Annotated in this window: 26 protein-coding genes and 1 riboswitch; of the genes, 16 read left to right on the top strand and 10 right to left on the bottom strand. The window is 72.5% G+C overall.

The features are described 5' to 3' along the window. Positions 1 to 49: 49 nt before the first annotated feature. Positions 50 to 148, top strand: a riboswitch (glycine riboswitch). 197 nt (positions 149 to 345) lie between these two features. Then, the gene (gene gcvP, locus AB4039_RS17595) at positions 346 to 3,231 is read left to right on the top strand and encodes an aminomethyl-transferring glycine dehydrogenase (protein WP_442271145.1); all 2,886 of its coding nucleotides are present in this window, start codon (positions 346 to 348) and stop codon (positions 3,229 to 3,231) included. A 97-nt stretch (positions 3,232 to 3,328) separates the two neighbouring features. Here the strand turns inward: gcvP and AB4039_RS17590 are convergent, their stop codons facing one another. Both AB4039_RS17590 and AB4039_RS17585 read right to left on the bottom strand, forming a co-directional pair. Next, complete coding sequence (locus tag AB4039_RS17590; RefSeq protein WP_030236602.1) at positions 3,329 to 3,517, bottom strand: DUF5999 family protein; 189 nt, start codon at positions 3,515 to 3,517, stop codon at positions 3,329 to 3,331. A 294-nt stretch (positions 3,518 to 3,811) separates the two neighbouring features. After that, positions 3,812 to 4,432 (bottom strand): hypothetical protein, encoded by a 621-nt coding sequence (locus AB4039_RS17585; RefSeq protein WP_266837653.1) that lies wholly within the window; start codon positions 4,430 to 4,432, stop codon positions 3,812 to 3,814. Between the two features lie 493 nt (positions 4,433 to 4,925). Here AB4039_RS17585 and AB4039_RS17580 point away from each other — a divergent pair, with 493 nt between their 5' ends. Both AB4039_RS17580 and AB4039_RS17575 read left to right on the top strand, forming a co-directional pair. Then, entirely contained in the window at positions 4,926 to 6,461 is a 1,536-nt protein-coding gene (locus AB4039_RS17580; RefSeq protein ID WP_266837651.1) for a glutamate-cysteine ligase family protein, read from the top strand. An 86-nt stretch (positions 6,462 to 6,547) separates the two neighbouring features. Further along, complete coding sequence (locus AB4039_RS17575) at positions 6,548 to 7,348, top strand: CPBP family intramembrane glutamic endopeptidase (RefSeq protein ID WP_266837649.1); 801 nt, start codon at positions 6,548 to 6,550, stop codon at positions 7,346 to 7,348. 9 nt (positions 7,349 to 7,357) lie between these two features. On the opposite strand, the gene AB4039_RS17570 is transcribed toward AB4039_RS17575, so the two are convergent. Both AB4039_RS17570 and AB4039_RS17565 read right to left on the bottom strand, forming a co-directional pair. After that, positions 7,358 to 8,176, bottom strand: a complete 819-nt coding sequence (locus AB4039_RS17570) for a PhzF family phenazine biosynthesis protein (RefSeq protein ID WP_442271144.1) — start codon at positions 8,174 to 8,176, stop codon at positions 7,358 to 7,360. A gap of 74 nt (positions 8,177 to 8,250) precedes the next feature. Then, the gene (locus AB4039_RS17565) at positions 8,251 to 9,000 is read right to left on the bottom strand and encodes a hypothetical protein (RefSeq protein WP_442271143.1); all 750 of its coding nucleotides are present in this window, start codon (positions 8,998 to 9,000) and stop codon (positions 8,251 to 8,253) included. A 264-nt stretch (positions 9,001 to 9,264) separates the two neighbouring features. Here AB4039_RS17565 and AB4039_RS17560 point away from each other — a divergent pair, with 264 nt between their 5' ends. Further along, complete coding sequence (locus AB4039_RS17560) at positions 9,265 to 9,879, top strand: PadR family transcriptional regulator (protein WP_266837643.1); 615 nt, start codon at positions 9,265 to 9,267, stop codon at positions 9,877 to 9,879. A 102-nt stretch (positions 9,880 to 9,981) separates the two neighbouring features. Here AB4039_RS17560 and AB4039_RS17555 read toward each other — a convergent pair whose 3' ends face one another. Continuing rightward, positions 9,982 to 10,410, bottom strand: coding sequence for a type II toxin-antitoxin system Rv0910 family toxin (locus tag AB4039_RS17555; RefSeq protein WP_266837641.1), 429 nt, complete (start codon positions 10,408 to 10,410; stop codon positions 9,982 to 9,984). 171 nt (positions 10,411 to 10,581) lie between these two features. On the opposite strand from AB4039_RS17555, the gene AB4039_RS17550 reads away from it, so the two are divergent. Both AB4039_RS17550 and AB4039_RS17545 read left to right on the top strand, forming a co-directional pair. Next, positions 10,582 to 11,538: an EamA family transporter gene (locus AB4039_RS17550; protein ID WP_266837639.1), complete on the top strand. Its 957-nt coding sequence runs from the start codon at positions 10,582 to 10,584 to the stop codon at positions 11,536 to 11,538. A gap of 203 nt (positions 11,539 to 11,741) precedes the next feature. Further along, the gene (locus AB4039_RS17545; protein ID WP_266837637.1) at positions 11,742 to 12,776 is read left to right on the top strand and encodes an EamA family transporter; all 1,035 of its coding nucleotides are present in this window, start codon (positions 11,742 to 11,744) and stop codon (positions 12,774 to 12,776) included. Here AB4039_RS17545 and AB4039_RS17540 read toward each other — a convergent pair. Next, positions 12,758 to 13,423, bottom strand: coding sequence for a pyridoxamine 5'-phosphate oxidase family protein (locus tag AB4039_RS17540; protein WP_266837635.1), 666 nt, complete (start codon positions 13,421 to 13,423; stop codon positions 12,758 to 12,760). The two genes, AB4039_RS17545 and AB4039_RS17540, sit on opposite strands and share 19 nt — an antisense overlap. Positions 13,424 to 13,460: 37 nt before the next feature. Between AB4039_RS17540 and AB4039_RS17535 the strand changes: the two genes are divergently transcribed. Continuing rightward, complete coding sequence (locus AB4039_RS17535) at positions 13,461 to 14,792, top strand: aminotransferase class I/II-fold pyridoxal phosphate-dependent enzyme (RefSeq protein WP_442271142.1); 1,332 nt, start codon at positions 13,461 to 13,463, stop codon at positions 14,790 to 14,792. 95 nt (positions 14,793 to 14,887) lie between these two features. On the opposite strand, the gene AB4039_RS17530 is transcribed toward AB4039_RS17535, so the two are convergent. Beyond that, positions 14,888 to 15,931: an EamA family transporter gene (locus AB4039_RS17530; RefSeq protein ID WP_442271141.1), complete on the bottom strand. Its 1,044-nt coding sequence runs from the start codon at positions 15,929 to 15,931 to the stop codon at positions 14,888 to 14,890. 73 nt (positions 15,932 to 16,004) lie between these two features. Between AB4039_RS17530 and AB4039_RS17525 the strand changes: the two genes are divergently transcribed. After that, positions 16,005 to 16,904, top strand: a complete 900-nt coding sequence (locus AB4039_RS17525; RefSeq protein WP_266837619.1) for a LysR family transcriptional regulator — start codon at positions 16,005 to 16,007, stop codon at positions 16,902 to 16,904. Between the two features lie 44 nt (positions 16,905 to 16,948). Here AB4039_RS17525 and AB4039_RS17520 read toward each other — a convergent pair whose 3' ends face one another. Next, positions 16,949 to 17,422 carry a pyridoxamine 5'-phosphate oxidase family protein gene (locus AB4039_RS17520; protein ID WP_266837617.1) on the bottom strand — a complete coding sequence of 158 codons (474 nt, stop codon included), beginning with the start codon at positions 17,420 to 17,422 and terminating at the stop codon, positions 16,949 to 16,951. Between the two features lie 76 nt (positions 17,423 to 17,498). On the opposite strand from AB4039_RS17520, the gene AB4039_RS17515 reads away from it, so the two are divergent. The 8 genes from AB4039_RS17515 to AB4039_RS17480 all read left to right on the top strand — a co-directional run bounded on the left by AB4039_RS17515 (position 17,499) and on the right by AB4039_RS17480 (position 24,200). After that, positions 17,499 to 18,113: a cysteine hydrolase gene (locus AB4039_RS17515; protein ID WP_266837615.1), complete on the top strand. Its 615-nt coding sequence runs from the start codon at positions 17,499 to 17,501 to the stop codon at positions 18,111 to 18,113. A 79-nt stretch (positions 18,114 to 18,192) separates the two neighbouring features. Beyond that, positions 18,193 to 19,038, top strand: a complete 846-nt coding sequence (locus AB4039_RS17510) for a HipA family kinase (protein ID WP_442271140.1) — start codon at positions 18,193 to 18,195, stop codon at positions 19,036 to 19,038. Beyond that, positions 19,035 to 19,418 (top strand): DUF3037 domain-containing protein, encoded by a 384-nt coding sequence (locus tag AB4039_RS17505; RefSeq protein WP_030236635.1) that lies wholly within the window; start codon positions 19,035 to 19,037, stop codon positions 19,416 to 19,418. The genes AB4039_RS17510 and AB4039_RS17505 overlap by 4 nt, the downstream gene beginning before the upstream one ends. Before the next feature lie 135 nt (positions 19,419 to 19,553). Continuing rightward, positions 19,554 to 20,315 (top strand): 3-oxoacyl-ACP reductase FabG, encoded by a 762-nt coding sequence (gene fabG, locus AB4039_RS17500; protein WP_266837611.1) that lies wholly within the window; start codon positions 19,554 to 19,556, stop codon positions 20,313 to 20,315. A 28-nt stretch (positions 20,316 to 20,343) separates the two neighbouring features. Further along, positions 20,344 to 21,105 carry an SDR family oxidoreductase gene (locus AB4039_RS17495; RefSeq protein ID WP_266837609.1) on the top strand — a complete coding sequence of 254 codons (762 nt, stop codon included), beginning with the start codon at positions 20,344 to 20,346 and terminating at the stop codon, positions 21,103 to 21,105. 152 nt (positions 21,106 to 21,257) lie between these two features. Beyond that, the gene (locus AB4039_RS17490; protein ID WP_266837607.1) at positions 21,258 to 22,841 is read left to right on the top strand and encodes an ABC transporter substrate-binding protein; all 1,584 of its coding nucleotides are present in this window, start codon (positions 21,258 to 21,260) and stop codon (positions 22,839 to 22,841) included. A 100-nt stretch (positions 22,842 to 22,941) separates the two neighbouring features. Beyond that, entirely contained in the window at positions 22,942 to 23,610 is a 669-nt protein-coding gene (locus tag AB4039_RS17485) for a uracil-DNA glycosylase (RefSeq protein ID WP_266841482.1), read from the top strand. Between the two features lie 95 nt (positions 23,611 to 23,705). Next, entirely contained in the window at positions 23,706 to 24,200 is a 495-nt protein-coding gene (locus AB4039_RS17480; protein ID WP_266841481.1) for a hypothetical protein, read from the top strand. Positions 24,201 to 24,270: 70 nt separating this feature from the next. On the opposite strand, the gene AB4039_RS17475 is transcribed toward AB4039_RS17480, so the two are convergent. Together AB4039_RS17475 and AB4039_RS17470 are read right to left on the bottom strand one after the other, a co-directional pair. Beyond that, complete coding sequence (locus tag AB4039_RS17475; RefSeq protein ID WP_266837605.1) at positions 24,271 to 24,810, bottom strand: hypothetical protein; 540 nt, start codon at positions 24,808 to 24,810, stop codon at positions 24,271 to 24,273. A 103-nt stretch (positions 24,811 to 24,913) separates the two neighbouring features. After that, positions 24,914 to 25,435: a DinB family protein gene (locus AB4039_RS17470; RefSeq protein WP_266837603.1), complete on the bottom strand. Its 522-nt coding sequence runs from the start codon at positions 25,433 to 25,435 to the stop codon at positions 24,914 to 24,916. Between the last annotated feature and the right edge of the window lies 1 nt (position 25,436).

The following is a 25,436-nucleotide window of genomic DNA, read 5'->3' as shown; positions in this document are numbered from 1 at the left end:
CCACTCGGGAAGGCTCCAGATCCTCGCTGGTAGGCTGGGTATCGGCTGTTGACCCTGTGCGGGAGAGTCCTCCGAGTGAGTACGACGGAGGCGCCGAAGGAGCAAATCCTCCCCGGAATCTCTCAGGCATACGTACCGCACGTGGTGAGGCCACTCTGGAAAGCAGGGGCGGGTACCGGGCACGCAGTACCGGTTCCCCTCCTCACCGACGGTGAAAGCCGGACCTCAGGGGCGATCCCCGTGCGGCCCGGTGAAGCTCTCAGGTTGAGATGACAGAGGGGGAGGCCGTCCGGGTGCCCGCGCCGTGGTGCCCCTCGCAGGTCATACGACCAGGAGGCCTCCGTCATGACCGCCAACCGCATTCCGCTCTCCCAGCTGGAGCGAGGCATCCCCTTCGAGCAGCGTCACATCGGCCCGGATGCCGAGGCGCAGGCGAAGATGCTCGCCCAGGTGGGCTACGGCTCCCTGGACGAACTCACCGCCGCCGCGGTACCGGATGTGATCAAGACCGCCGAGGCGCTGAACCTGCCCGAGGCGCGCACCGAGGCCGAGGTGCTGGCCGAGCTCCGCTCGCTGGCCGACCGCAACCAGGTGCTGTCGTCGATGATCGGCCTCGGCTACTACGGCACCTTCACGCCCCCGGTGATCCTGCGCAACGTCATGGAGAACCCGGCCTGGTACACGGCGTACACCCCGTACCAGCCCGAGATCTCGCAGGGCCGCCTCGAAGCGCTGCTGAACTTCCAGACCGTCGTCGCCGACCTGACCGGCCTGCCGACCTCCGGTGCCTCCCTGCTCGACGAGGGCACCGCCGCCGCAGAGGCCATGTCCCTGGCCCGCCGCGTGGGCAAGGTCAAGGGCGGGGTCTTCCTGATCGACGCCGACGCGCTGCCGCAGACCATCGCCGTGATCGAGACGCGCGCCGAGCCCATCGGGGTCGAGGTCGTCGTCGCCGACCTGTCCGACGGCATCCCGGCCGAGATCGCCGAGCGCGGCGTCTTCGGCGTGCTGCTCCAGTACCCGGGCGCCTCCGGCGCCGTCCGCGCGATCAAGCCGGTCATCGACCAGGCGCACGGGCTCGGTGCCATCGTCACCGTCTCCGCCGACCTGCTCGCCCTGACCCTGCTCACCTCCCCGGGCGAGCTGGGCGCCGACATCGCCGTCGGTACCACCCAGCGCTTCGGCGTCCCGATGGGCTTCGGCGGCCCGCACGCCGGTTACATGGCCGTCCAGCAGCAGCACGCCCGCTCGCTGCCCGGCCGCCTCGTCGGCGTCTCCGTGGACGCGGACGGCAACAAGGCGTACCGCCTGGCCCTGCAGACCCGCGAGCAGCACATCCGCCGCGAGAAGGCCACCAGCAACATCTGTACCGCCCAGGTGCTGCTCGCGGTCATGGCCGGCATGTACGCCGTCTACCACGGTCCGGACGGCCTGCGCACGATCGCGCGCCGGACCCACCGCTACGCCGCGCTCCTCGCCGCGGGCCTGACGGCCGGCGGGGTCGAGCTGGTGCACGGCTCCTTCTTCGACACCGTCACCGCCCGGGTGCCCGGCAAGGCGGCCGAGGTCGTCGCCGCCGCCCGCGAGGGCGGGGTCAACCTCTTCCGGGTCGACGCCGACCACGTCTCCGTCTCGTGCGACGAGACCACCCTGCGCGCCGACCTCGACGCCGTCTGGGCCGCCTTCGGCGTCAGCGCGGACATCGAGGCCCTGGACGCGACCACCGCCGACACGCTGCCCGAGGGCCTGCTGCGCTCGGACGCGTACCTCGGCCACCCGGTCTTCCACCAGCACCGCTCCGAGACCGCGATGCTGCGCTACCTGCGCAAGCTCGCGGACAAGGACTACGCGCTGGACCGCGGCATGATCCCGCTGGGCTCCTGCACCATGAAGCTCAACGCGACCACCGAGATGGAGCCGGTGACCTGGCCCGAATTCGGTCAGCTGCACCCGTTCGCCCCGGTGGAGCAGGCGGAGGGCTACCTCACGCTCATCACCGAGCTGGAGGAACGTCTCTGTGAGGTCACCGGATACGACAAGGTCTCGATCCAGCCGAACGCGGGCTCCCAGGGCGAGCTCGCCGGCCTGCTGGCCGTGCGCGCCTACCACCGGGCCAACGGCGACGAGCAGCGCACCATCTGCCTCATCCCGTCCTCCGCGCACGGCACCAACGCCRCCAGCGCCGTGATGGCCGGCATGAAGGTCGTCGTCGTCAAGACCGCCGACGACGGCGAGGTGGACGCGGACGACCTGCGCGCCAAGATCGAGCAGTACCGCGACGAGCTCGCGGTCCTGATGATCACTTACCCGTCCACGCACGGTGTCTTCGAGGAGCACGTCGCCGACATCTGCGCCCAGGTGCACGAGGCCGGCGGCCAGGTCTACGTCGACGGCGCCAACCTGAACGCCCTGGTGGGCCTCGCCAAGCCGGGTCACTTCGGCGGCGACGTCTCGCACCTGAACCTGCACAAGACCTTCTGCATCCCGCACGGCGGCGGCGGCCCGGGTGTCGGCCCGGTCGGTGTCCGGGCCCACCTGGCCCCGTTCCTGCCGAACCACCCGCTCCAGCCGACCGCCGGCCCGGAGACGGGCGTCGGTCCGATCTCGGCCGCGCCGTGGGGCTCGGCAGGCATCCTGCCGATCTCCTGGTCGTACGTACGCCTGATGGGCGGCGAGGGCCTCAAGCGCGCCACCCAGGTGGCGGTGCTCGGCGCGAACTACATCGCCAAGCGCCTGGAGCCCCACTACCCGGTCCTCTACACCGGTCCGGGCAACCTGGTCGCCCACGAGTGCATCATCGACCTGCGTCCGCTGTCGAAGGCGACCGGCGTGAGCGTGGACGACATCGCCAAGCGCCTGATCGACTACGGCTTCCACGCGCCGACCATGTCCTTCCCGGTGGCCGGCACGCTGATGATCGAGCCGACGGAGTCCGAGGACCTCGCCGAGATCGACCGCTTCTGCGACGCGATGATCGCCATCCGCGCCGAGATCGAGCGGGTCGCGGGCGGCGAGTGGCCGGTCGAGGACAACCCGCTGGCCAACGCCCCGCACACCGCGGCGGCCCTGGGTGGCGAGTGGAACCACCCGTACAGCCGTGACGAGGCGGTCTTCCCGGGCGGCGTCACGGCCGCCGAGAAGTACTGGCCGCCGGTGCGCCGCATCGACGGTGCCTTCGGCGACCGCAACCTGGTCTGCTCGTGCCCTCCGCTGGACGAGTACGACAACTGAGTCCCGTGACACGGTGAAGGGGCCGGTCCCGGAGCGTGAGCTCCGGGACCGGCCCCTTCGCGTGGTCCTTCCCCGTGCCGGCTCGGTGCAAGGTGGCCTAGGCCACCGCGAGCGGGCGGTGCGGAGCGATGATCTGGCCGTCCGGCAGCAGCTCACCGGTGTCCTCGAAGAGCAGGACCCCGTTGCACAGCAGGCTCCAGCCCTGTTCCGGGTGGTTGGCCACCGGGCGCGCGGCCTCCCGGTCGGCGGACTCTGATGACGGGCAGGCAGGCTGGTGCTGGCACATGGATGCGTTCTTTCGCTGCGGTGTGGTCTGTTCGCTACGGCTCGATGCGTGATTCATGGCCGTCCCCCTGGGTCGTCCCCGCGCCTGCGGGGAGGATGTCCTCAGTCTTCCCCCACGACGGCTGCTTCGCAGGTATTTCCCGGCAGCTGTCCTCATGGATTGAGGACGCATCACTCGTGCGGGCGGTTCAGGCCAACTCCCCTGTCATTTCGGATGGTTCGCGGGTGGTCCGGGCGGACTAGGCCGAATGGGCAACCCGGGCCACCCTGAACAGGCCAACGGCGGAGCGGCGCCTCAGGCGGCCGGGGCGGCCACCGGGGGCGGGACGGGCGGGGCCGACCGGGTGAGCCGGTGGGTCAGGACGGGCAGCAGTTCGGATACGGGGTGGGGCCGGAACGCGGCGATCCCGGGTGGCGCCGGTGCCAGAGGCACCAGCAGGTCGGCGGCGGCGGGCAGGCCGGCGGAGGCGTCGGCGCCGACCGCCCCGTGCAGCCACAGCGTCAGCATGTACAGCTCGGGTACGGACAGCAGCCGGGGCTGGTAGCCCTTGCCGAGCGACTCGGCCTGGCGCAGGGCGCGTTCGGTCGCGGCGACGTAGGGCCCCTCGAAGAAGTGGGAGAAGGCCCACCCGTCCGGGGTCAGCCGGGTGTCGGCCGCGGCGACGAAGCGGTCGCCGCTGCGGATCAGGAACCGCCACCCGGTCAGCCGGGTGCGCGGCGGCCGGCCGCCCGCCGGGCGGCCGGACCCGTCGAGCCGGTCGAGCACGTGCACCGGAAGCGGGAGTTCGGCGGTCACCGGCCCTTGGAGCGCGCGCAGGGACGGAGTGTGCGCCTCGTGGACGGCGGTGGGGGAACCGAGTGCCGCGAGGACGCTGCGCAGGGCGGGCGCGGGAGCCGGGGGAACATGCAGCGGCATGGTGGGTCGCCTCTCACTTGGGAGACCTGTGGTACGGGGGAAGGTGCGGACGGCGCTGTCGCATTCTGGGGCCAGAGGGGGGCTGAGGGGCAATGGCCGCGCGCCAACTCTCTGCCTCGTTTGCGGAGTTTATACGACATGTGTTCACGCGGTGTTTCGGCTAGCTGTCCCGCCTATTGCCGACAAGGCGCATACCGGTCCCGCTGTCAGGCTATTCATGCCGGTTGCGCGCGAACGGGCCGCGCTGACCTCGGAGGTTACCCGAAGGGCGCTCGGCTGGAAAGCGCCTGTTATCGGGAATCGGCACAGTCTACGCGGAATTTGCATACGGCGAGTTGCCAGGTGAATGTGCCGAAGCGCCCATCAGGCCATACCGGCGCGCGCTCCCCGCCGGACCGCCCGGCCCGGAGTTATCGATCACGGGGGTGGGCATCATCGACCGTAACGCGCGCCGGGGTGCACCGTTCCGGGCCACACGAGGAGGGACGCTTCGATGGGGGAGAAGGTCGTGGCAGGAGGATTCGACCTGTCCGATCGGCATCGGTATCGGAGGAAGCTCCACGAGTGCCTGGAGGGACTGGAGCGCCTTCTGGCGGAGAAGAGGTTCGATCGGCCCAAGAACATGATGGGACTGGAGATCGAGCTGAATCTCGCGGGTGCCGACGGTTTGCCGCGCATGGTGAATGCACAGGTACTGGAGAAGATTGCGAGCCCCGATTTCCAGACCGAACTCGGAATGTTCAATCTGGAGGTGAACGTACTCCCGCACCGTCTCGACGGCCGGGTATTCGACCAGCTCGCCGAAGAGCTGAGCGCGGGGCTGCACTACGCCCACCGGCAGGCCGCGGAGAGCGATGCGGGGGTGGTGATGATCGGCATCCTGCCGACGATCTCCCGGTCCGACCTCGCCCTGGCCAACCTCTCGGCCGTGGACCGCTACTCGCTGCTCAACGAGCAGATCCTGATGATGCGCGGGGAGGACTTCACCCTCGACATCGACGGGGTGGAGCGGCTGACCTGGAGCACCGGGTCGATCGTGCCGGAGGCCGCCTGCACCTCCGTACAGCTGCACCTCCAGGTGACCCCGGCGCGGTTCGCGCACGTGTGGAACGCGGCGCAGGCGGTGACCGCCGTGCAGATAGCGGTGGGCGCCAACTCGCCGTTCCTCTTCGGGCGGGAGCTGTGGCGGGAATCGCGTCCGCCGCTGTTCACCCAGGCCACCGACACCCGGCCGCCGGAGCTCCAGGCCCAGGGGGTGCGGCCGCGCACGTGGTTCGGGGAGCGGTGGGTGGACTCGGCGTACGAACTGTTCGCCGAGAACGTCCGCTTCTTCCCCTCCCTGCTGCCGATCTGTGACGAGGAGGAGCCGCTGCGGGTCCTCGCGGAGGGCGGTGTGCCGAGCCTGCAGGAGCTGGTGCTGCACAACGGCACGGTCTACCGCTGGAACCGCCCCGTCTACGGGGTCGCCGACGGGGTGCCGCACCTGCGGGTGGAGAACAGGGTGCTGCCGGCCGGGCCGACGGTGGCCGATGTCGTCGCCAACGCCGCCTTCTACTACGGGCTCGTACGGACCCTCGCGGACGAGCAGCGCCCCGTGTGGACCCGGATGCCGTTCGCGGAGGCGGAGGCCAACTTCGACGCGGCCTGCCGCTACGGGATCGACGCGCGGATCCGCTGGCCGCGCCGCGGCCGGGCCGGGGGACTGGTGAGCGTGCCCGCGGTGCGCCTGGTGCTGGACGAGCTGCTGCCGATGGCCGCGGCCGGACTGGACGCCTGGGGGATCGAACCCGCCGACCGGGACCTGTACCTCGGGATCATCGAGGAGCGCTGCCGGCGCCGGGTGAACGGGGCGACCTGGCAGGTGGACACCTATCACCGGGCGCTCGCCGGCGGGCTGGAACGGGACGCCGCCCTGGCGGCCACCACCCGCCGCTACAGCGAGCTGATGCACAAGGGCGACCCGGTCCACACCTGGCCCGTCGGCCTGGAGGAACAGGAGGTGGACGCCACCGGGGCGGTCCGGCGCTGACCGGTGATCCGCTCCGGCCCCCGAGGAGGCAGTATGGGGTGGTCGGAACAGGATGACGCGGTGGGTTGGCGGGACGGGAGTCGGGCGTGCGGGCGGAGCCGGAGCCGGTGGTCGGAGAGCTGCGCGGGGACGGGCGGCGGGGTCTGCTGCGGACCGAGACCCTGCTCGTGCTCGCGCTGTCGCTGGGCGCGAGCGGGGTCTCGGCCCTGATCAGCTTCATCGGTTCGCTGACCAAGCCCGGCGGCCTCAAGGACCAGGCGGCCACGCTGAACGGCTCGTACGCCCCCGGGCGGCCCTGGCTGGACCTGGCCTGGCAGTTGTTCGGGATCGCCTCGGCGCTGGTTCCCGTCCTGCTGGTCGCGCACCTGCTGACCCGGGAGGGCGTGCCGGGGCTGCGCGTCCTGGGCTTCGACCGGACCCGGCCGGGATGGGACCTGGCCCGGGGCGCGCTGGTCGCCGCCGGGATCGGGAGCGCGGGACTGGCCTTCTACCTGGCGGCGCGGGCCTCCGGCTTCAACCTGACGGTGGTGCCGGAGGCGCTGCCCGACGTGTGGTGGAAGTTCCCCGTACTGATCCTCTCCGCGGTGCAGAACGCCGTGGTGGAGGAGGTCATCGTGCTGGCCTACCTGCTGCGCCGGCTCGGCCAGCTGGGCTGGTCGCCGACGGCCGCGCTGCTCGCCAGCTCCGTCCTGCGCGGCTCGTACCACCTCTACCAGGGCATCGGCGGGTTCGTCGGCAACATGGTGATGGGCGTCGTCTTCGTGCTGGCCTACCGCCGCTGGGGCCGGGTGGGACCCCTCGTCGTCGCGCACACGCTGCTCGACGTGGTGGCCTTCGGCGGGTACGCGCTGCTCGCGGGGAAGGTGGGCTGGCTGCCCACCCCGTAGCCGCCCCGCTCAGGGAGCGGTGAGCAGCTCGCCGTCGATCACGGTGACCGCGCGGCCGGTGAGCAGGGTCCGCTCGCCCGCGAGGGTGACCCGGACCAGGCCGCGGCGGGCTCCGCCCTGGAGGCCGGTCATCTCGTCGCGGCCCAGGCGGGCCGCCCAGAAGGGGGCGAGGGCGGTGTGGGCGCTGCCCGTCACCGGGTCCTCGTCGATGCCGTGGACGGGGAAGAAGCCGCGCGAGACGAAGTCGTAGCCCCGGGAGGGTTCCTCGGCGGGGGCGGTGACGATCACGCCGCGGCGGGCGTAGGCGCGCAGGGCCGCGTGGTCGGGCGCGAGTTCCCGCACGGTCCGCTCGTCGGCCAGCTCCACCAGCAGGTCGCCGATGTGGGCGGCGGTGTCGTGCAGCGAGACGATCGTGGCGCCCAGGGCGCGGGCGACCTCGGGGACCGGATCGACCGGGGTCAGTGAGGAGGTGGGGAAGTCCATCGTGACCGTGCCGTCCCCGGCCGCCTCGGCCGTGAGGACCCCGCAGCGCGCGTCGAACCGGATCAGGCCCTTGGCCAGGCCGTTCTCGTTCAGTACGTGCGCGGTCGCGAGGGTGGCGTGCCCGCACATGTCGACCTCGCCGGCCGGGGTGAACCAGCGCAGTGCCCAGTCGGCGGCCCCGCCGGGCGGCAGGGGCCGGACGAAGGCGGTCTCGGAGAGGTTGACCTCGGCCGCGACCTGCTGGAGCCAGCCGTCCGGAGGGAACGGCCCGTCGAGGACGAGGACTCCGGCGGGATTTCCGTGGAAGGGGCGGTCGGTGAAGGCGTCGACGATTCGGATGCGCATGGACCGACCGTAGGGTGCCCCGGCCGGCGCGCACCAAGGCCAATCCGGGATGACTGGCCTCGGCGCGCGGGCGGTCAGGTGCGCGAGAGGGCCTTGGTGCCCGACAGGAGCGGGACGGGAAGGAAGTTCCCGTCACCGCCCCCGCAGGTCGCGGTCGTGTCGGCGGTGCCGGAGACCTTCGTCCCGGTCCTGAACCGGCCGTCGCGGCGCGTGGGCACCACTGTGGTGAAGTGGTCGGCGAGGCGGGCGGAGTAGTACTGGCACTGCTGGAGGTTCACGTACCGCCCGGCGCTGAGGTCCAGGGCGATCACGTCGGACAGCAGGGGGGCGAGGTAGTAGAGGCCGCGGCCGGGCCCGCAGGTGACGGTGGTGTCGGGGGTGTCGGAGACGTTCGTGCCGGAGCTCCACTCGCTGCCCCCGCCGGGGGCCACCACGGTGAGGTGGTCGTGCTGGAGCTCGGAGTAGTACACGCACTGGTGCAGGTTCAGGTACCGGCCGGAGCCGAGGTCGAGCGACTGCAGGGTGGCCCAGGGGCGGACCGGGGTGTAGTTGCCGTCGCCGTCGCCGCAGGACAGCTGCCGGTCCGGTGCGGCGGCGGTGTTCGTCGCGGCCGTGAACCGCCCGTCGCCGCTGGGTGGCACGACGGTGGTCAGGTAGTCGACGCCCGGAGTGGGCTGGTACACGCACTGGTGCAGGTTGAGGGTGTTGCCGGCCAGCGGTCGGGTGGGCCCGGCGTCTGCGTTGGCCGGGCCCGGTACGAGCAGCAGCGCGGTGGCGCTGAGGGTGGCGGCGAGCCATTTTCCGGCGCGTCCCTTGTGGCGCACGAAGGTCCCTTTCTCTTCGGTGCGGGTGCTCCGTTCCGCGCCCCGTGTCGCGAGGAGCGCGGCCAGCACAGCACACGCGTACGTCCCTCGTCAGGAGGTTCTCGCGCGGATCCACCCGAATGGGCCCATTGCGCTCGACTGTCGAAGATAGGTTCCGATATATCGTTGACGCATCGCGATGGGTCAGCGATAGTGAAGGAGTCGCAGCGGCGGGAGTCGCAGCGACAGCCACCACGACAAGCGATGACGAAAGGAGGCGCAGTGATGCGTTCACGTGGACAGCACGAGCACGGACACGAGCACGGACGGGGTCACGGCCACTGCGGGCCGGACCGTCGGGAGGAGTTCCGGGGCCTGCGGGCCGCCTTCGGGCCGTTCGGGCCGCCCTTCGGCGGCGGACCCTTCGGCGGAAGGGGCGGCCGGGGCGGGCCCCGGGGGCGGGCGCGGCGCGGTGACGTGCGCGCCTCGATCCTGGCGCTCCTCGCCGACCGGCCGATGCACGGTTACGAGATGATCCAGGAGATCGGCGAGCGCAGCGGCGGGGCGTGGAAGCCCAGCCCGGGTTCGGTGTACCCGACCCTGCAGCTGCTGGAGGACGAGGGCCTCATCACCAGCGAGAGCGAGGGCGGCAAGAAGCTGTTCACGCTCACCGACGAGGGCCGCACCGAGGCGGAATCGGGTCCGGACGCCCCCTGGGCGGACGCCGGGCGCGGCTTCGACTTCGAGGCGATGCACGAGGTCCGCACCGCCGGCGTCGGCCTGATGGAAGCCTTCGCGCAGGTCTTCAAGACCGGCTCGCCCGAGCAGCGGGAGAAGGCCCTCGCGGTCGTCAACGACGCCCGCAAGAAGCTCTACCTGATCCTGGCCGACGAGCACTGACCCGGACGCCGGGCCTCCCGGCACACGTACGGCGCGCCCCGCGAGCGGTCTCGCGGGGCGCGCCGTACGTGTGCCGTGGGTCGGGGTGCGGGCGGGGGCGGGTCAGGCGACCAGGCCGGCCAGTTTGCGGAGGGATTCGTTCAGAGCGGCGGTCGCGGAGTCCTTGAGCTTGCCCGCCATGAGGGACACCGCGGCGCCCGTGAACTCGCCGTCGATGCGGACGGTGGTGGCGTCCCCGTCCGGGATCAGGGTGTAGCGGGTCAGGACGGCCACACCCATCGGGCCCTTGCCGGTGATCGCGAAGACGCGCTGGTCCTCCAGTTCCGAGACGGTCCACAGGACCTCGGCGGGGAAGCCCATCATCTTCATGTTCTCGGCGAAGGCGGACCCGACCGCGAGGGTCTCGGGACCGCCCTTCGGGAAGTCGGTGTGGGTCATGCTCCACTGCCCGTACGCGTCCCAGTCGGTCAGCTGGGCCCAGAGCTTCGCGGCGGGCGCCTCGATGCGTGATTCCGCGGTGACTTCAGCCATGCGTCCACCCCTTCTCGTCGGGTTCGTGCGGCGGAAGGTAGTCCCGGGGGGCGGAACATTCAATACTGACGACCTGTCAGAAATGGTGGGTTCCGGACCGTCCGGTACCGACTGCGTCTCAACAGGCGTCACCGGCGTGACGCTCCTGACCGGCCCTGCCATGATGGCCCGATGCAAGCGTCAGGGAAGAACGCCGGACTGGGCCTCGCCCTCGTCTCGGCGTGTGCGTTCGGTGGTTCCGGTGTGGCGGCGAAGCCGCTGATCGAGGCGGGTCTGGACCCGCTGCACGTGGTGTGGCTGAGGGTGGCCGGGGCGGCGCTGGTGCTGTCCCCGCTGGCCTGGCGGCACCGCGGCCTGGTGCGGCGCAAGCCCCTGCTGCTCGCGGGCTTCGGCCTGGTCGCCGTCGCGGGCGTGCAGGCCTTCTACTTCGCCGCCCTGTCGAGGATCCCGGTCGGCGTGGCCCTGCTGCTGGAGTACCTGGGCCCGGCCCTGCTGCTCGGCTGGATCCGCTTCGTGCAGCGCAAGCCGGTGACCCGGGCCGCCGCGGCCGGTGCGGCGGTGGCCGTCGCGGGGCTGGCGTGCGTGGTCCAGATCTGGTCGGGGCTGAGCCTGGACCCGCTCGGGGTGCTGCTGGGGCTGGCCGCCGCCTGCTGCCAGGCCTTCTACTTCGTCTTCGCCGACCAGGGCGCCGACGGGGACGACGTGCCCGACCCGATGGGCGTGATCGCGTACGGGATGCTCGTCGGGGCCGCGGTCATGACGGTGCTCGCGCGGCCCTGGGAGATGGACTGGGCCGTGCTCGGCGGCGACGCGCCGCTCGGGGACACCGAGGTTCCCGCCCTGGCCCTGCTGGGCTGGGTGGTGCTGGTCGCCACCGTGTTCGCGTACCTGACCGGGGTGGTCTCGGTGCGCAAGCTCTCCCCGCAGGTGGCGGGTGTGGTGGCCTGCCTGGAGGCGGTCATCGCCACCGTGCTGGCCTGGGTGCTGCTGGGCGAACACCTTTCGACCCCGCAGATCGTGGGCGGCGCGCTGGTGCTCGGCGGGGCCTTCATCGCGCAGTCCTCGCGGCCGGCGCCGCCCGCGGCCCCCGATCCGGCCGTGCCGGCCCCCGAGACCGCCAGGGCGTAGGGCGGGGGGCCGACGGGCCGGAGGCGGGGAGCGTCCCGTAGGGTGCTGGACATGCCGTCGACCGTGCTTCCGCCTCCCGCCGCCTAGCGCGGGCGGCCTCCACGCGAACGAAAGACCCGCCCGGGGAGTCCCCGGGCCGGTGAGCGCTGCCCGCGAAGCGATGACCTGCTTCCCTCATCCTTCACGCATGCGCGGAGACACACGTGTCGAACCATTCGCCCGCCGCCGGGCGCAGTCTGTTGTACCTCGTCGTCGCCGGAGTCGCCTGGGGCACCGCCGGGGCGGCTGCCTCCCTCCTCTTCCTGGCCAGTGACCTCGGCCCCGTCGCCCTGTCGTTCTGGCGGTGCGCGGGCGGTCTGGTGGTCCTGCTGGGCGTGCTCGCCGTACGCCGTTCGGTGCGGGCCCGGCGGGCTCCGCGGGCCGCGGCGGCCTCGCCCGTCGCGCCGTCCTCGCCCGTCCCGGCGCTTTCGCTGATCGGGACCGGGTTGATGTTCACCCTGTTCCAGGCGGCGTACTTCGCCGCCGTACGCGACACCGGCCTCGCCGTCGGCACCGTCGTGACCCTGGGGGCCGGGCCCGTGCTGATCGCGCTGGGCGGCCGGTACTGGATGGGCGAGCGGCTGGGCCGGGGCGGCGTGGCCGCCGTGCTCGGCGCCCTGGCCGGTCTGGCCGTGCTGGTGCTGGGCTCCGGTGGCGGCGAGGTGCGGCCGCTCGGGGTCGGCTGGGCGCTGCTGTCGGCCGCCGGGTACGCGGGGATGACCCTGCGGGCGCGGTGGCTGGGGCGGCGCGGGGCCGGCGGGGACCCGCTGGTCACCACCGCGTGGTCGGTGGCGGTGGGCACGGTGTGCCTGCTGCCGCTCGCCCTGGCCGAGGGGCTGTTGCCGCACACCGCCGACTGGGGCCGGGTGTGCTGGCTGCTGGTCTACGTGGCCACGGTGCCCACCGCCCTCGCGTACGCGCTGTACTTCACCGGCGCCGCGTCGGTGCGGGCCGCGACGGTGTCGGTGATCATGCTGATCGAGCCGGTCAGCGCGGCGGCGATCGCCGTCGGGATGCTCGGCGAGCGGCTGACGGGGGCGGTGGTGCTGGGCACCGTACTGCTGCTGTCGGCGGTGGGCGCGCTGATCGCGGCCGAGGCGCGCGGTCCGCGGGCCGGGTCCGGGGGCGGGCCGGTGGCCGGGGGCGGTTCCGGGCCGGTGGCCGGGCCCGCCCCGGAGCCTCAGAGCGCGGCGAGGTAGTCCGGGGCCGCGACGCCGGGGGTCAGGTCGGCGGCCGGGACCGGGGTCCCGTACGCCGGCGCGACCGGGACCACGCCGGACCAGAACGGAAGGCCCAGGTCCTCCGGGTCGTCGTTCGGGCCGCCGGTGCGGATCTTCGCGGAGACCTCGGTCAGGTCCAGGCGGATCACCGCGGTCGCGGCGAGCTCCTTGGCGTTCGCCGGGCGGGAGTCGGCCGAGCGGCCCGGGACGACGTGGTCGACGAGGGCGGCCAGGGCCATCCGGCACTCGTCCTCGTCGGTGACCTGGTAGGCGGTGCCGTGGACGACCACCGAGCGGTAGTTGATCGAGTGGTGGAAGGCGGAGCGGGCCAGTACCAGGCCGTCCACGTGCGTCACCGTCAGGCAGACCGGCAGGCCCGGGTCGGCCTTCCCGGCGGCCAGCAGCGGGCGCGAACCGGTGGATCCGTGGACGTAGAGGGTCTCGCCCACCCGGCCGAAGAGGGTCGGCAGGACCACCGGCGCGCCGTCGCGGACGAACCCGAGGTGGCAGACGTAGGCCTGGTCGAGTATCGAGTGCACCGTCTCGCGGTCGTACCTCGCCTTCTGGCGGCCGCGGCTCGGGACGGTGCGGTCCGTGGGTTCGTATGCGGTCGGGGTGGCGCTCATGGTGCGGACTCCGTTGTATTAGTGCATAATGTCGTTTGTGCTAGGAGAGTATCGGATCACAGGCCGTCGCGCATCGGATGTCGCGGCGAGCATCGAAACGGGTGTCGGTTCCGGCGCGCTCGCGCCCGGAGCGCTGCTGCCTCCGATGCGGGAACTGGCGGGGGAGTTGGGCGTCAACCCCAACACCGTGGCCGCCGCGTACCGGACCCTGCGCGAACGCGGCGTCATCGAGACGGACGGCCGGCGCGGCAGCCGGGTGCGCGCGCGCCCCGCCACGGCGCCGCGCGACGCGCTGCGGATGGCCGTCCCCGAAGGCGTCCGGGACGTCACGGAGGGCAACCCCGACGTATCCCTGCTGCCCTCCCTCGACGCGGCGCTGGCCGCCGCCGCCCGCTGGTACGCGCAGGCCCCGCCCCTCTACGGCGAGGACCCGGTGCTCCCGGACCTCGCCCGGATCGCCCGGGCGGACCTGGACGCCGACGGGGTCCCGGCCGGGCCCGTGGCCGTGACCTCGGGGGCGCTGGACGGCATCGAGCGGGTGCTGGCCGCCCACCTCAGGCCGGGCGACGCGGTCGCGGTCGAGGACCCGGGCTGGGGGGCCGTGCTCGACCTCGTGCCCGCCCTGGGGCTGCGGGCGCTGCCCGTGGCCGTCGACGACGAGGGGCCGGTTCCGGCGGCGGTGGCGCGGGCCCTGACCGAGGGGGCGCGGGCCCTCGTGGTGACGGCCCGCGCGCAGAATCCGACCGGCGCCGCGGTCGGCGCCGCGCGGGCCCGGGAGCTGAGGGAGCTGCTGGCCGGGCATCCCGGGGTGCTCGTCATCGACGACGACCACGGGCACGGCATCGTGGACGTGCCCCTGTGCCCGCTGAGCGGGGTGACCCGGCACTGGGCGCTGGTCCGCTCCACGGCCAAGGCGTACGGGCCCGACCTGCGGCTCGCGGTGCTCACCGGTGACGCGGTGACCCTCGACCGGGTCCGGGGCCGGCAACGGCTGGGGCCGGGCTGGGTCAGCCGCCTCCTGCAGCGCGCGGTGGTGGAGCTGTGGACCTCCGGCGCCGTGGACCCGCGGGCGGTGGCGCGTTCGTACGGGCTGCGCCGGGACGGGCTGATCGCGGCGCTGGCCGAGCGCGGCGTACGGGCGCACGGGCGCAGCGGGATGAACGTGTGGGTGCCGGTCGCAGACGAGACGGCGGTGGTCACCCGGCTGCTGACGGCCGGGTGGGCGGTGACGGCCGGGGCCCGGTTCCGGGTGGAGGCCGGTCCCGGCGTGCGGATCACCGTGTCCGGGCTCTCCCCGGCGGAGGTGGTCCCGCTCGCCGACGCGGTGGCGGCGGCGGTCCGCCCGGCGCCCGGAGGCCGCTCGGACTGAACGGCCCGCCGGGGTGTCGCGCGGCGTCGCCGAACGGATCCGCCCCCGCCGCGGAGCGCGACGGGGGGCGGGTTCTCGACCGCGGGGGCCGGGTCTCAGGCGGGCTTGGGCGCCCGGGAGCGGGCCTGGGTGAGGGCGGCGCCCGCCAGGACGACGACGGCGCCGACCGGGGTGTTCCAGTGCAGCTGCTCGCCGAGGATCAGGACACCGGCGGTCGTGGCGATGACGGGGATGAAGTAGGTGACCATCTGCGCGGTGGTGGGGCCGACCTCGGTCACCAGCCCGTACTGCATCTGCAGGGCCATGCCCGTGCCGAGGGCGCCCAGGGCGATCACCGAGAGGGTCGGCCAGAGCGGGAAGCCGGTGGGGGGCGAGGTGAACAGGGCGCTGACGGCGGCCAGTTGCACCGTCGACACCATGAGCTGCGCTCCGGTCAGCGCCACCGGGGAGCCCGGGGTGCCCGCCAGGGTGCGGCGGACGTAGATCCAGCCGATCGGGTAGCAGAGCGAGGCCAGCAGGGCCAGTGCGGTGCCCTTGGCGTCGATGCCCGCGAAACCCTGCCAGGCGCCGAGGACGGTCAGCACGCCGAGGAACCCGAGGCCCAGACCGGCGAAGCGGCGGCGCGTGGGGCGGTCTTCGGAGAGGGCGACCAGGGAGAGCGCCATGCCCCACAGCGGCGAGGTGGCGTTGCAGATCCCGGCCAGGCTGGAGGGGATGCTCAGCTCGGCGTACGCGAACAGCGAGAAGGGGGCGGTGTTCAGCAGGAGCGCCGCCACCGTGAGGTGGCCCCAGGTGCGCACTCCCCGGGGCAGCGGCTCGCGCCGTACGAGCAGCACGGCCAGCAGGGCGAGGGCGCCGAACAGGACGCGGCCGAAGGCGACCTGGAAGGGCGCGAACGCCTGCGTGCCCACCTTGACCAGGAGGAAGCTGAAGCCCCAGACGACCGAGAGGAAGGCGAAGCGCAGCCGCCAGTCCAGAGCGCCGGTGGCGGGTCCCGTGCCGGAGGCCGTGCCGGACGGGGAGACGGTCACGGGGGCGGTGACGGGGGCGGTGACGGGGGCGGTGACGGGGGAGGGGGTGGAGGAGAGGGCGGAGGAGGGGCCGGAACGGGCCGGGCGGGAGGGGGCGGGTGCGCTCATGTGCTCACTCTGCTGCGCGGGACCTCGTAGGACAAGCGAGACTTCCTCCGACGCACCGCGTAGCATCGCTTACATGTTGAACCTGGAGCGCCTGCGCACCCTGGACGCCCTCGCCCGCCACGGCTCGGTCAGCGGCGCGGCCGACGGCCTCCATGTGACCACGTCCGCCGTCTCCCAGCAGATGGCCAAGCTGGAGCGGGAGGTCGGCCAGCCCCTGCTGGCCAAGAACGGCCGCGGGGTGCGCCTGACGGACGCCGGGCGGCTGCTCGCCGACCACGCCGCCCGGATCATCTCGCAGGTGGAGCTGGCCCAGGCCGACGTCGAGGCCCAGCGGGGCTGCGCCGTCGGACAGTTGCGGATCGGGGCCTTCCCCACCGCGATGCGCGGGCTGCTGCCCCGGGCACTGACCTCGCTGCGCGCCGACCACCCGGACCTGCGGGCGATGGTGCGGGAGCAGGAGCCGGAGGAGGCCATGTTCGCCGTGGTGCGGGGGGACCTCGACATGGCCCTGGCCATCGACTGGCACAACAAGCGGATGCCGGTGCCGGCCGAGCTGACCCGCGCCCACCTGCTGGACGACGCCGTCGACATCGCGGTGCCGCGCTCCCACCCGCTGGCCGACCGCACGAAGATCTCCCTGGCCGACTTCGCCGACGACGACTGGATCTCCTGGAACGAAGGCCAGTTCTGCCACGAGTGGCTCGTGTTCACCCTGCGCGGCACCGGGGTCGAGCCGCGCGTCGCGCACATCGCCGAGGAGCACCACACCCAGCTCGCCTTCGTGGAGGCCGGGCTGGGGGTGTGCGTGACGCCCCGGCTGGGCCGGGGGCCCGTGCCGCCGGGCGTCCGGCTGCTGCCGGTGTGCGACGCCGTACGCCGTCACGTGTACGCGGTCTGGCGCGCGGACGCCGGACGGCGGCCCTCCATCCGGGCCGCCGTCGGGGCGCTGCGCGAGGCGGCGGCCGCCGTGTAGGGCTCCCCGGGGCTCTCGGCCGGGCCGGCCGCCCCGGGCCCGGGTCAGATCTTGCGGAAGTCCCAGGAGACGAGGGAGTGCGGCGTGAGGCGGATCCACGCGTGGCGGCCGTCGTGGGGCATCTCCTCGATGCCGAAGTTCTTGACGGGGAAGATCCGTTCGGGCTCCGCCAGCTCGGGGCAGGGCTCGCCGGTGCGCGGGGCCTCGCCCACGAAGACGGCGCTGCCGGACAGTTCGACCCCGCGCAGCTCGTCGTACGACTCGCCGGAGTCCACCACCACCGAGATCCGGGGGTCCTTGCGCAGGTCGGCCCAGCGGCGGCTGCGCGTGATCGAGTACAGCCACAGCGAGGTGCCGTCCCAGGCGAACCACAGGGCCCCCACGTGCGGTCGCCCGTCGGGGGAGACCGTGGCCACCCGGCAGGTGCGCTGCTCGCGGAGGAAGGCGTCCACTTCCGCGTCGGTCATCATGATGCGGCGGCCCCGCCGCTGTGTTCCGGCCCCGAGCGTCTCGTCCATCGTGCCCCTGCCCCTTCACATCTGACTATGTGTCAGGAATCATGCGGGCTCCGCCGTCACCACGCCAGGGGGAGCCATGCCGGAGTTCGATCCCGCCGCCACCGCGCTGCTCACCGTCGAGTGTCAGAACGGCGTCGTCGGCGAGGAGAGCGCCCTGCCGGAGCTGGCGAAGGAGGCGCGGGACTCCGGGATGCTGGACCGCGTGGCCGCCCTCGCCGTCGCCGCGCGCGCGGCCGGCGTACAGGTGCTGCACGCCGTCGCCGAGCGGCGGCCGGACGGGCTGGGGTCCAGTACCAACGCGCGGCTCTTCCGGGCCGCCGGGAGGCTGCCGGTGCGCCAGCTGACCGGGAGCCGGGCCGTCGAGGTCGCGGCCCCGATCACCGTGGCCGAACGGGACCTGGTGGTCCGGCGGCTGCACGGACTGTCCCCGATGGCCGGCACCGACCTGGACGCCCTCCTGCGCAACCTCGGCATCCGCACCCTCGTCGTCACCGGGGTCTCCTCCAACATCGCGATCCCCAACACCGTCTTCGACGCCGTCAACCTCGGGTACGGGGTCGTGGTGCCCGCCGACGCGATCGCCGGCGTGCCGGCCTCGTGCACCGCCGAGGTGATCCGCAACTCCCTCGCGCTGGTGGCGGAGGTCACCACGACCGAGGCCCTGCTCGCGCGGTGGGCTCCCGCGAGCTGACCCCGTCCGGTGGGCCGCCGCCGAAGGACCGGCCCCGGCCGTTCGGATGTGCGGCCGGGCGAGTGGATAGCCTGGGGCGATGCTTACAGAAGTGACAGCGACCCGCTATGTCACGCCACTGCGTGAGGGCGGCTCGCTCCCGGGGATCGTCGAGGCCGACGACCTCGGTACCTACGTCATGAAGTTCACCGGAGCCGGCCAGGGGCGCAAGACCCTGGTCGCCGAAGTCGTGTGCGGGCGCCTCGCCCAGCGGCTGGGCCTGCGGGTGCCGCGGCTGGTGGGGATGCAGCTCGACCCCGTCATCGGGCTCGCCGAGCCCGACCAGGAGGTCCAGGAGCTGCTCAAGGCCAGCGGCGGGCTCAACCTCGGGATGGACTACCTGCCGGGCTCGATCGGCTTCGACCCGCTCGCGTACCAGGCCGACCCGGCCGAGGCGGGCCGTGTGGTCTGGTTCGACGCCCTGATCAACAACGTCGACCGCTCCTGGCGCAACCCCAACATGCTGGTCTGGCACGGCGACCTGTGGCTCATCGACCATGGCGCCACCATGATCTGGCACCACAACTGGCCCACCGCCCGGGCCGCCGGGGCCAAGCCCTACAACGCCTCCGACCACGTCCTGGCCCCCGTGGGACCGGACATCGCCGCGGCCGCCGCCGAGCTGGCCCCGCTGGTGACCGAGGACCTGCTCACCGAGGTCACCGCCGACGTCCCCGACGAATGGCTGGTCGACGAGCCCGGTTTCGACTCCACCGACGCGGTGCGACGCGCCTACGTGGAGGCGCTGCTGCCGCGCGCGGCGACGATCCACGAGAGGATCACCATGGAGGCCGAGGTCAGGCCGCGGTCCGGTCCGCCGGGCTGGCTCGCCGAGCGGCTGCCTCCCCAGTCGGACAAGAACGAGCGGAAGAGCGGCGACGAGTGACCGAGCGGGACGTGTTCGAGTACGCGCTGGTGCGCGTGGTGCCCCGGATGGAGCGCGGCGAGTGCTTCAACGCCGGGGTCGTCGTCTACTGCCGGGCGCACGCGTACGTCGCCGCGCGCACCCACCTCGACGAGGCGAAGCTCCTCGCGCTGGACCCGGGGGCCGACGTGGCCGGCGTCCGGGCCGCGCTGCGCGGGGTCGAGGGGCTGTGCGCGGGCGGCGAGCGGGCCGGTCAGGCGGCCGGTGACGATCCGGGACGGCGGTTCCGATGGCTGATCGCCCCCCGCAGCACGGTGGTCCAGCCCGGTCCGGTCCACACCGGTCTGACGGCCGACCCGGAGGCCGAGCTGGAACGCCTCCTCGACCTGCTGGTCCGCTGACGCGGGGATCGGCGGCACGCGCGCGCCTGGGTGCCGTTGACACGAGGTGTCACGGCTCCTAGCGTCTCCTCAGCTGAAGCTACTAAGCGGTTGCTCACCTTCGGGCGACCGCTCTCAACGGCGAGGAGATCCAGCATGTCCACCACCGAGCAGCGCGTCGCGATCGTCACCGGGGCGGCCCGGGGCATCGGCGCCGCCACCGCCGTGCGCCTGGCCGCCGAGGGCCGTGCGGTCGCCGTACTCGACCTGGACGAGGCGGCCTGCAAGGACACCGTGGAGGCGATCACCTCCGCCGGCGGCCGGGCCCTGGCGGTCGGCTGCGACGTCTCCGACAGCGCCCAGGTGGAGGCGGCCGTCGAGCGGGTCGCGAGCGCGCTCGGCGCCCCGACCATCCTGGTCAACAACGCGGGCGTGCTCCGCGACAACCTGCTGTTCAAGATGAGCGACACCGACTGGGACACCGTCATGAACGTGCACCTGCGGGGCGCGTTCCTGATGGCGCGGGCCTGTCAGAAGTACATGGTGGAGGCCAAGTTCGGCCGGGTCGTGAACCTCTCCAGCAGCTCCGCGCTGGGCAACCGGGGCCAGGCCAACTACGCCGCCGCCAAGGCCGGTCTGCAGGGCTTCACCAAGACCCTGGCCATCGAGCTGGGCAAGTTCGGCGTCACGGCCAACGCGGTCGCCCCCGGTTTCATCGTGACGGAGATGACCGCCCAGACGGCCGCCCGCGTCGGCATGGGCTTCGAGGAGTTCCAGGCGGCCGCCGCCACGCAGATCCCGGTGCAGCGCGTCGGCCGCCCGGACGACATCGCCAACGCCATCGCCTTCTTCACGGGCGAGGCCGCCGGCTTCGTCTCCGGCCAGGTCATGTACGTGGCCGGCGGCCCGCTCAACTGACCCGTCCACGAGAGGCAGGGCGTACGGCATGACGTACAACGGCATCGACAGCGGCAAGGTCGCGCTGATCACCGGCGCGAGCCGGGGCATCGGCTACGGGATCGCCGAGGCGCTGGTCGCCCGGGGCGACCGGGTCTGCATCACCGGGCGCAACGAGGAATCCCTCAAGGAGGCCGTCGAGCGGCTCGGCGCGGACCGGGTGATCGGCGTGGCCGGGAAGGCCCACGACGAGGCCCACCAGGCCGTCGCCGTGGACCGCGCGATGGAGGCCTTCGGCCGCGTCGACTTCCTGGTGAACAACGCGGGGACCAATCCGGTCTTCGGACCGATGGCGGACCTCGACCTCGGGGTCGCGCGCAAGGTGTTCGAGACCAACGTGATCTCGGCCCTCGGTTTCGCCCAGCGGACCTGGCACGCCTGGCAGAAGGACAACGGCGGGGCGATCGTGAACATCGCCTCCATCGCCGGCGTCTCCGCCTCGCCCTTCATCGGGGCGTACGGGATGAGCAAGGCCGCCATGATCAATCTGACCCTGCAGCTGGCGCACGAGATGGCGCCGCGGGTGCGGGTGAACGCGATCGCCCCGGCGGTGGTCAAGACGAGGTTCGCGCAGGCGCTCTACGAGGGCCGTGAGCAGGAGGCCGCCGCGGCGTACCCGCTCGGCCGGCTGGGGGTCCCGGAGGACATCGGGGGCGCGGCGGCATTCCTCACATCTGCACAAGCGGAATGGGTAACTGGACAAACCCTCGTGGTCGACGGAGGCATGTTCCTCAATGCCGGAGTCCACTGACCGATAAGCGGACGCATTTGCCTCCCTCAGGGAGGCAAATGCGTATCGAATGCGCACGTAATCGGTCAAGTGCCTCACGAAACCTGCCCATTGGATTTGTGACGTACTGCGGTAGGGTCTGCCGCACCCCTGGCTGATCGAGGAGCGTGCACGTGTTCAACCGGACCAGATGCCTGCAGGTCTCTGCGGCCCTTGCGTCCATATCCCTGCTCGCCGGATGCGGTCTGTTCTCCGACGACAGCGGCGAGAAGGCCAAGAGGATCGTGGTCGGCACGACGAGCGCCCCGAGCACCCTCGATCCGGCGGCGGCATGGGACGGCTCCTGGGAGCTCTACCGGAACGTCTACCAGACCCTCCTGGCGTTCCCCACGGGCACCACGAAGCCCCAGCCGGACGCCGCCCAGGGCTGCGATTTCACCGACACGGCGAACACCGCCTACCGGTGCACGCTGCGCAAGGGGCTGAAGTTCTCCGACGGCGAGCCGCTCGACGCCAAGGCCGTCAAGTACTCCCTCGACCGGATCAGGAAGATCGATTCGAAGGTCGGCCCCAAGGGCCTCTTCAACTCCCTCGACAAGATCGAGACCCCGGACGCGCTGACCGTGGTCTTCCACCTGAACACCCCGGACGCCACCTTCCCCTTCGTCCTCGGCTCGCCGGCCGCCTCACTGGTCGCGCCCAAGGAGTACCCGGCGGACAAGGTGCGCGAGGACGGCAAGGTCACCGGATCCGGCCCCTACGTCCTCACCTCGTACAAGGCGGGTTCCGAGGCGGTCCTGGGGAGCAACGAGACCTACCAGGGCTTCGCCAACCGCCACAACGACGGCGTGACGATCCGCTACTTCAAGAAGTCCGACGCGATGGTCGCGGCCCTGAAGTCCAAGGAGATCGACGCGACCTACCGAGGCCTCTCGGCCCCCGAGATCAAGGACCTGCAGAGCCCGGCCTCGCACAACGCGGGGGTCCAGGTCGTCGAGAACGTCGGCGCGGAGATCCGCTACCTGGTGTTCAACCCCAAGGACCCGCAGGTCGCCAAGCTCCCGGTGCGCCAGGCCATCGCCCAGATCGTCGACCGCGGCGCGCTGGTCACCAAGGTCTACCAGGGCACCGCCGAACCGTTGTACTCGATGGTCCCCAAGGGGGTCGTCGGCCACAAGACGCCCTTCTACGACCTCTACGGCCAGCCCAGCGTCGACAAGGCCCGGAAGATCCTCAAGGACGGCGGGGTCCCCACTCCGGTCGATCTGACCCTCTGGTACACGTCGGACCGCTACGGCGGCTCCACCGCCGACGAATTCACCGAACTCAAGCGGCAGCTGGACGAGAGCGGGCTCTTCAAGATCACGCTGCGGAACAAGCCCTGGGTGGAATTCCAGGTCGGCTACAAGAACGGCGAGTACCCGATCTTCGGCCGCGGCTGGTTCCCCGACTTCCCCGACCCGGACAACTTCATCGCGCCGTTCGTCGGCAAGGAGAACGCGGTCGGCACCCCGTACGAGCCCCCGGCCATCGTGAACGAACTGCTGCCCAATTCCCGTCGTGAGGGCGACCGCTCGGCCGGCGTCAGGGAGTTCGAGCAGGCACAGCAGATCTTCGCCCAGGACGTCCGCCTGCTGCCCCTGTGGCAGGGCAAGCTCTACGTCGGCGCGCGCGAGGACATCGCCGGCGCCGAGCGGGCCCTGGACCCGCAGACCGCCATGCAGATGTGGGAGCTGTACCGCAAGACCAGCTGGTGACGTCCGCGGGCGGTGCCCGGGTCGTGGCGTTGTCAGTGGTCCCCGGTAGGTTCTGAAGCAGTTGCACGAACTTGTACCGGAGGTTGTCGACGTGACCCAGATGCTGCCCGAGTCCTGGCTCCCCGTTCTCGGCGGGGAGCTGGACCAGCCCTACTTCAAGGAACTCACCGAGTTCGTCGAGAAGGAACGGGCGAACGGGCCGGTCTACCCGCCCCGGGAGCAGGTCTTCGCGGCCCTGGAGGCGACGCCGTTCGACCGGGTCAAGGTGCTGGTCCTCGGCCAGGACCCGTACCACGGCGCGGGCCAGGGCCACGGCCTGTGCTTCTCCGTGCGGCCCGGGGTGAAGATCCCGCCCTCGCTGCGCAACATCTACAAGGAGATGAAGGAGGAGCTCGGCCTGCCGATCCCGGACAACGGGTACCTGATGCCGTGGGCCGGCCAGGGCGTCCTCCTGCTCAACGCGGTCCTCACCGTCCGCGAGGCCGAGCCGAACTCGCACAAGGGCAAGGGCTGGGAGAAGTTCACGGACGCCGTGATCCGCGCGGTCTCCGACCGTCCGGACCCGGTCGTCTTCGTCCTCTGGGGCGCCTACGCCCAGAAGAAGATCCCGCTGATCGACGAGGAGCGGCACGTCATCGTCAAGGGCGCCCACCCCTCGCCGCTGTCGGCGAAGAAGTTCTTCGGCTCCCGCCCCTTCACCCAGATCAACGAGGCCGTCGCCGCCCAGGGCCATGAGCCGATCGACTGGCGGATCCCGGACCTGGGCTGACGCCACACCGCGCCTCGGCGTCAGAGGCGCCGCCTCCGGCTAGCTTCGTGACGACCGGACCGGAGCGGGTCCGGCGGAGCGAGCCGGAGGCCGCGTTGAGGGAGCAGCAGGAGGCGTCGGAGGACGCCGTCATGACCAGGATCGGCCAGGCGGTCATCCTGCTGCACGCCGGTGACCGCGAGGAGGCCCGCAACCGCCTCGGCGAGATCTGGTCCGAGATCGGCGAGGAGGGTGACGGTCTCCACCGCTGCACCCTCGCGCACTACCTGGCCGACGCCCAGGACGACCCCGGCGACGAACTGGCCTGGGACCTGAGGGCGCTGACCGCCGCCGAGGGGCTCGCGGACCGGCCCCGCGAGGCGGTCCGCGCCTTCTACCCGGCACTGCACCTCAGCCTCGCCGCCGACTACGTCAAACTCCGCCGTCCCGAGGCGGCCCGGGTGCACCTGGCGCGGGCCCGCGCGGCCACCGCGGAGCTCTCCGACGACGGGTACGGCAACGGCGTGCGGGCCGCCATCGCCCGGCTGGAGCGACGGCTCGCGACGGAGCCGGGGCAGGGGCCCCGGCCCTTTCCCGGGCAGTCCCCGTAGGGCCGGGGCGGGGCCGGGGCCTCAGCGCCGCAGGGTCCGCGCGGGCCGTCCCGGCCGCGAGGGCCGTCCCTCAGCCGTCGTGGACGCCCGCGCAGATGCGGGCCTCCGGGCTGTCCGGGTGCCACTGGCCGTGCCGCCTGCCCAGCACGCACACGTCGGCCGGCCGGACCGGCAGCTCCCGCATCAGCTCGCGCGGCACCCGCGCGTCCTTCCGCAGGGGGTCCGGACGGCCCTCACGGCGCCTCTCGGCGGGCCGGGCGGGCGTCCTGGGCTCCGGGATGTCCGGAACCGGGGGAACGGCCTCCGCGGCCTCCGCTGGCGTCAGCGGGGCCGTGCGCGCCGTGCCCCGGGCCGCGGCCGTCGGGCCGGACGGCCGCTCCGCTCCGCCCGGCACCGCCCCCAGCGCCTCCAGCGCGGGTGCCTGGACGACCACCGGGAGCGCCCCCGGCCCTCCGCGCGGTTCGTACCGGGGCGCCGCCCCGGCGGACGGGCCCGTCGCCGGCCGCCCCGGACCGGGGCCCACGCTCACGCAACCGGAGACGGTGGAGACGGCGGAGGCCGCGCAGGCGGCTCCGAGAAGCAGTTTCGTCGAGGTTCGGGTTGGATGCACCCGCGCAACTCTGCTGTGCGAGGACCTCGTTGTGAAAACCCTGGACCGATATTCACCCCGCACGGGTGACGGGGAGGGGATGTCCGGCGGACAGCGACAGCGCCTACTCGCCGGTGGCGCCGTCGATGTGCTCGCGCAGCAGGTCCGCGTGCCCGTTGTGGCGCGCGTACTCCTCGATCATGTGGGTGTAGATCCAGCGCAGGCTGAACACCTCGCCGCGGTGGTGGACGGCGGCGTCCGACACCGAGTCGAGGGAACGGCCCGCGGCGGCCTGCCGAGCCAGCTCCACCTCGGTCTGCCACACGCGCTCGGCGGAGGCCCAGGTGTCGGCGCCGGTGAAGTGGAAGTCGCCGTCGCGGTTCTCCCGGGTGCTGTAGAGCTCGGGCAGGTCCTCGCCCAGCGAGATCTCGCGGAACCAGTACCGCTCCACCTCCGCCATGTGCCGTACGAGGCCCATCAGGCTGAGCCCGGAGGGCTTCAGCGGGGTCAGGCGCAACTGCTCCTCCGTGAGCCCGGAACACTTCCAGGCGAGGGTCGAACGGTGGTAGTCGAGCCACCCGTCCAGCATGTCCCGCTCGCCGGCGGTGGTGGAGGGTTCGAGGCGGTGTGATCCATTGGACGTCATG

The organism is Streptomyces sp. M-16, assembly GCF_052114405.1.
In the GTDB taxonomy this organism is placed as follows: Bacteria; Actinomycetota; Actinomycetes; order Streptomycetales; family Streptomycetaceae; genus Streptomyces.
The sequence above is the reverse complement of the archived record's forward strand: the minus strand, read 5'-3'. Positions and strand labels throughout refer to the sequence as shown.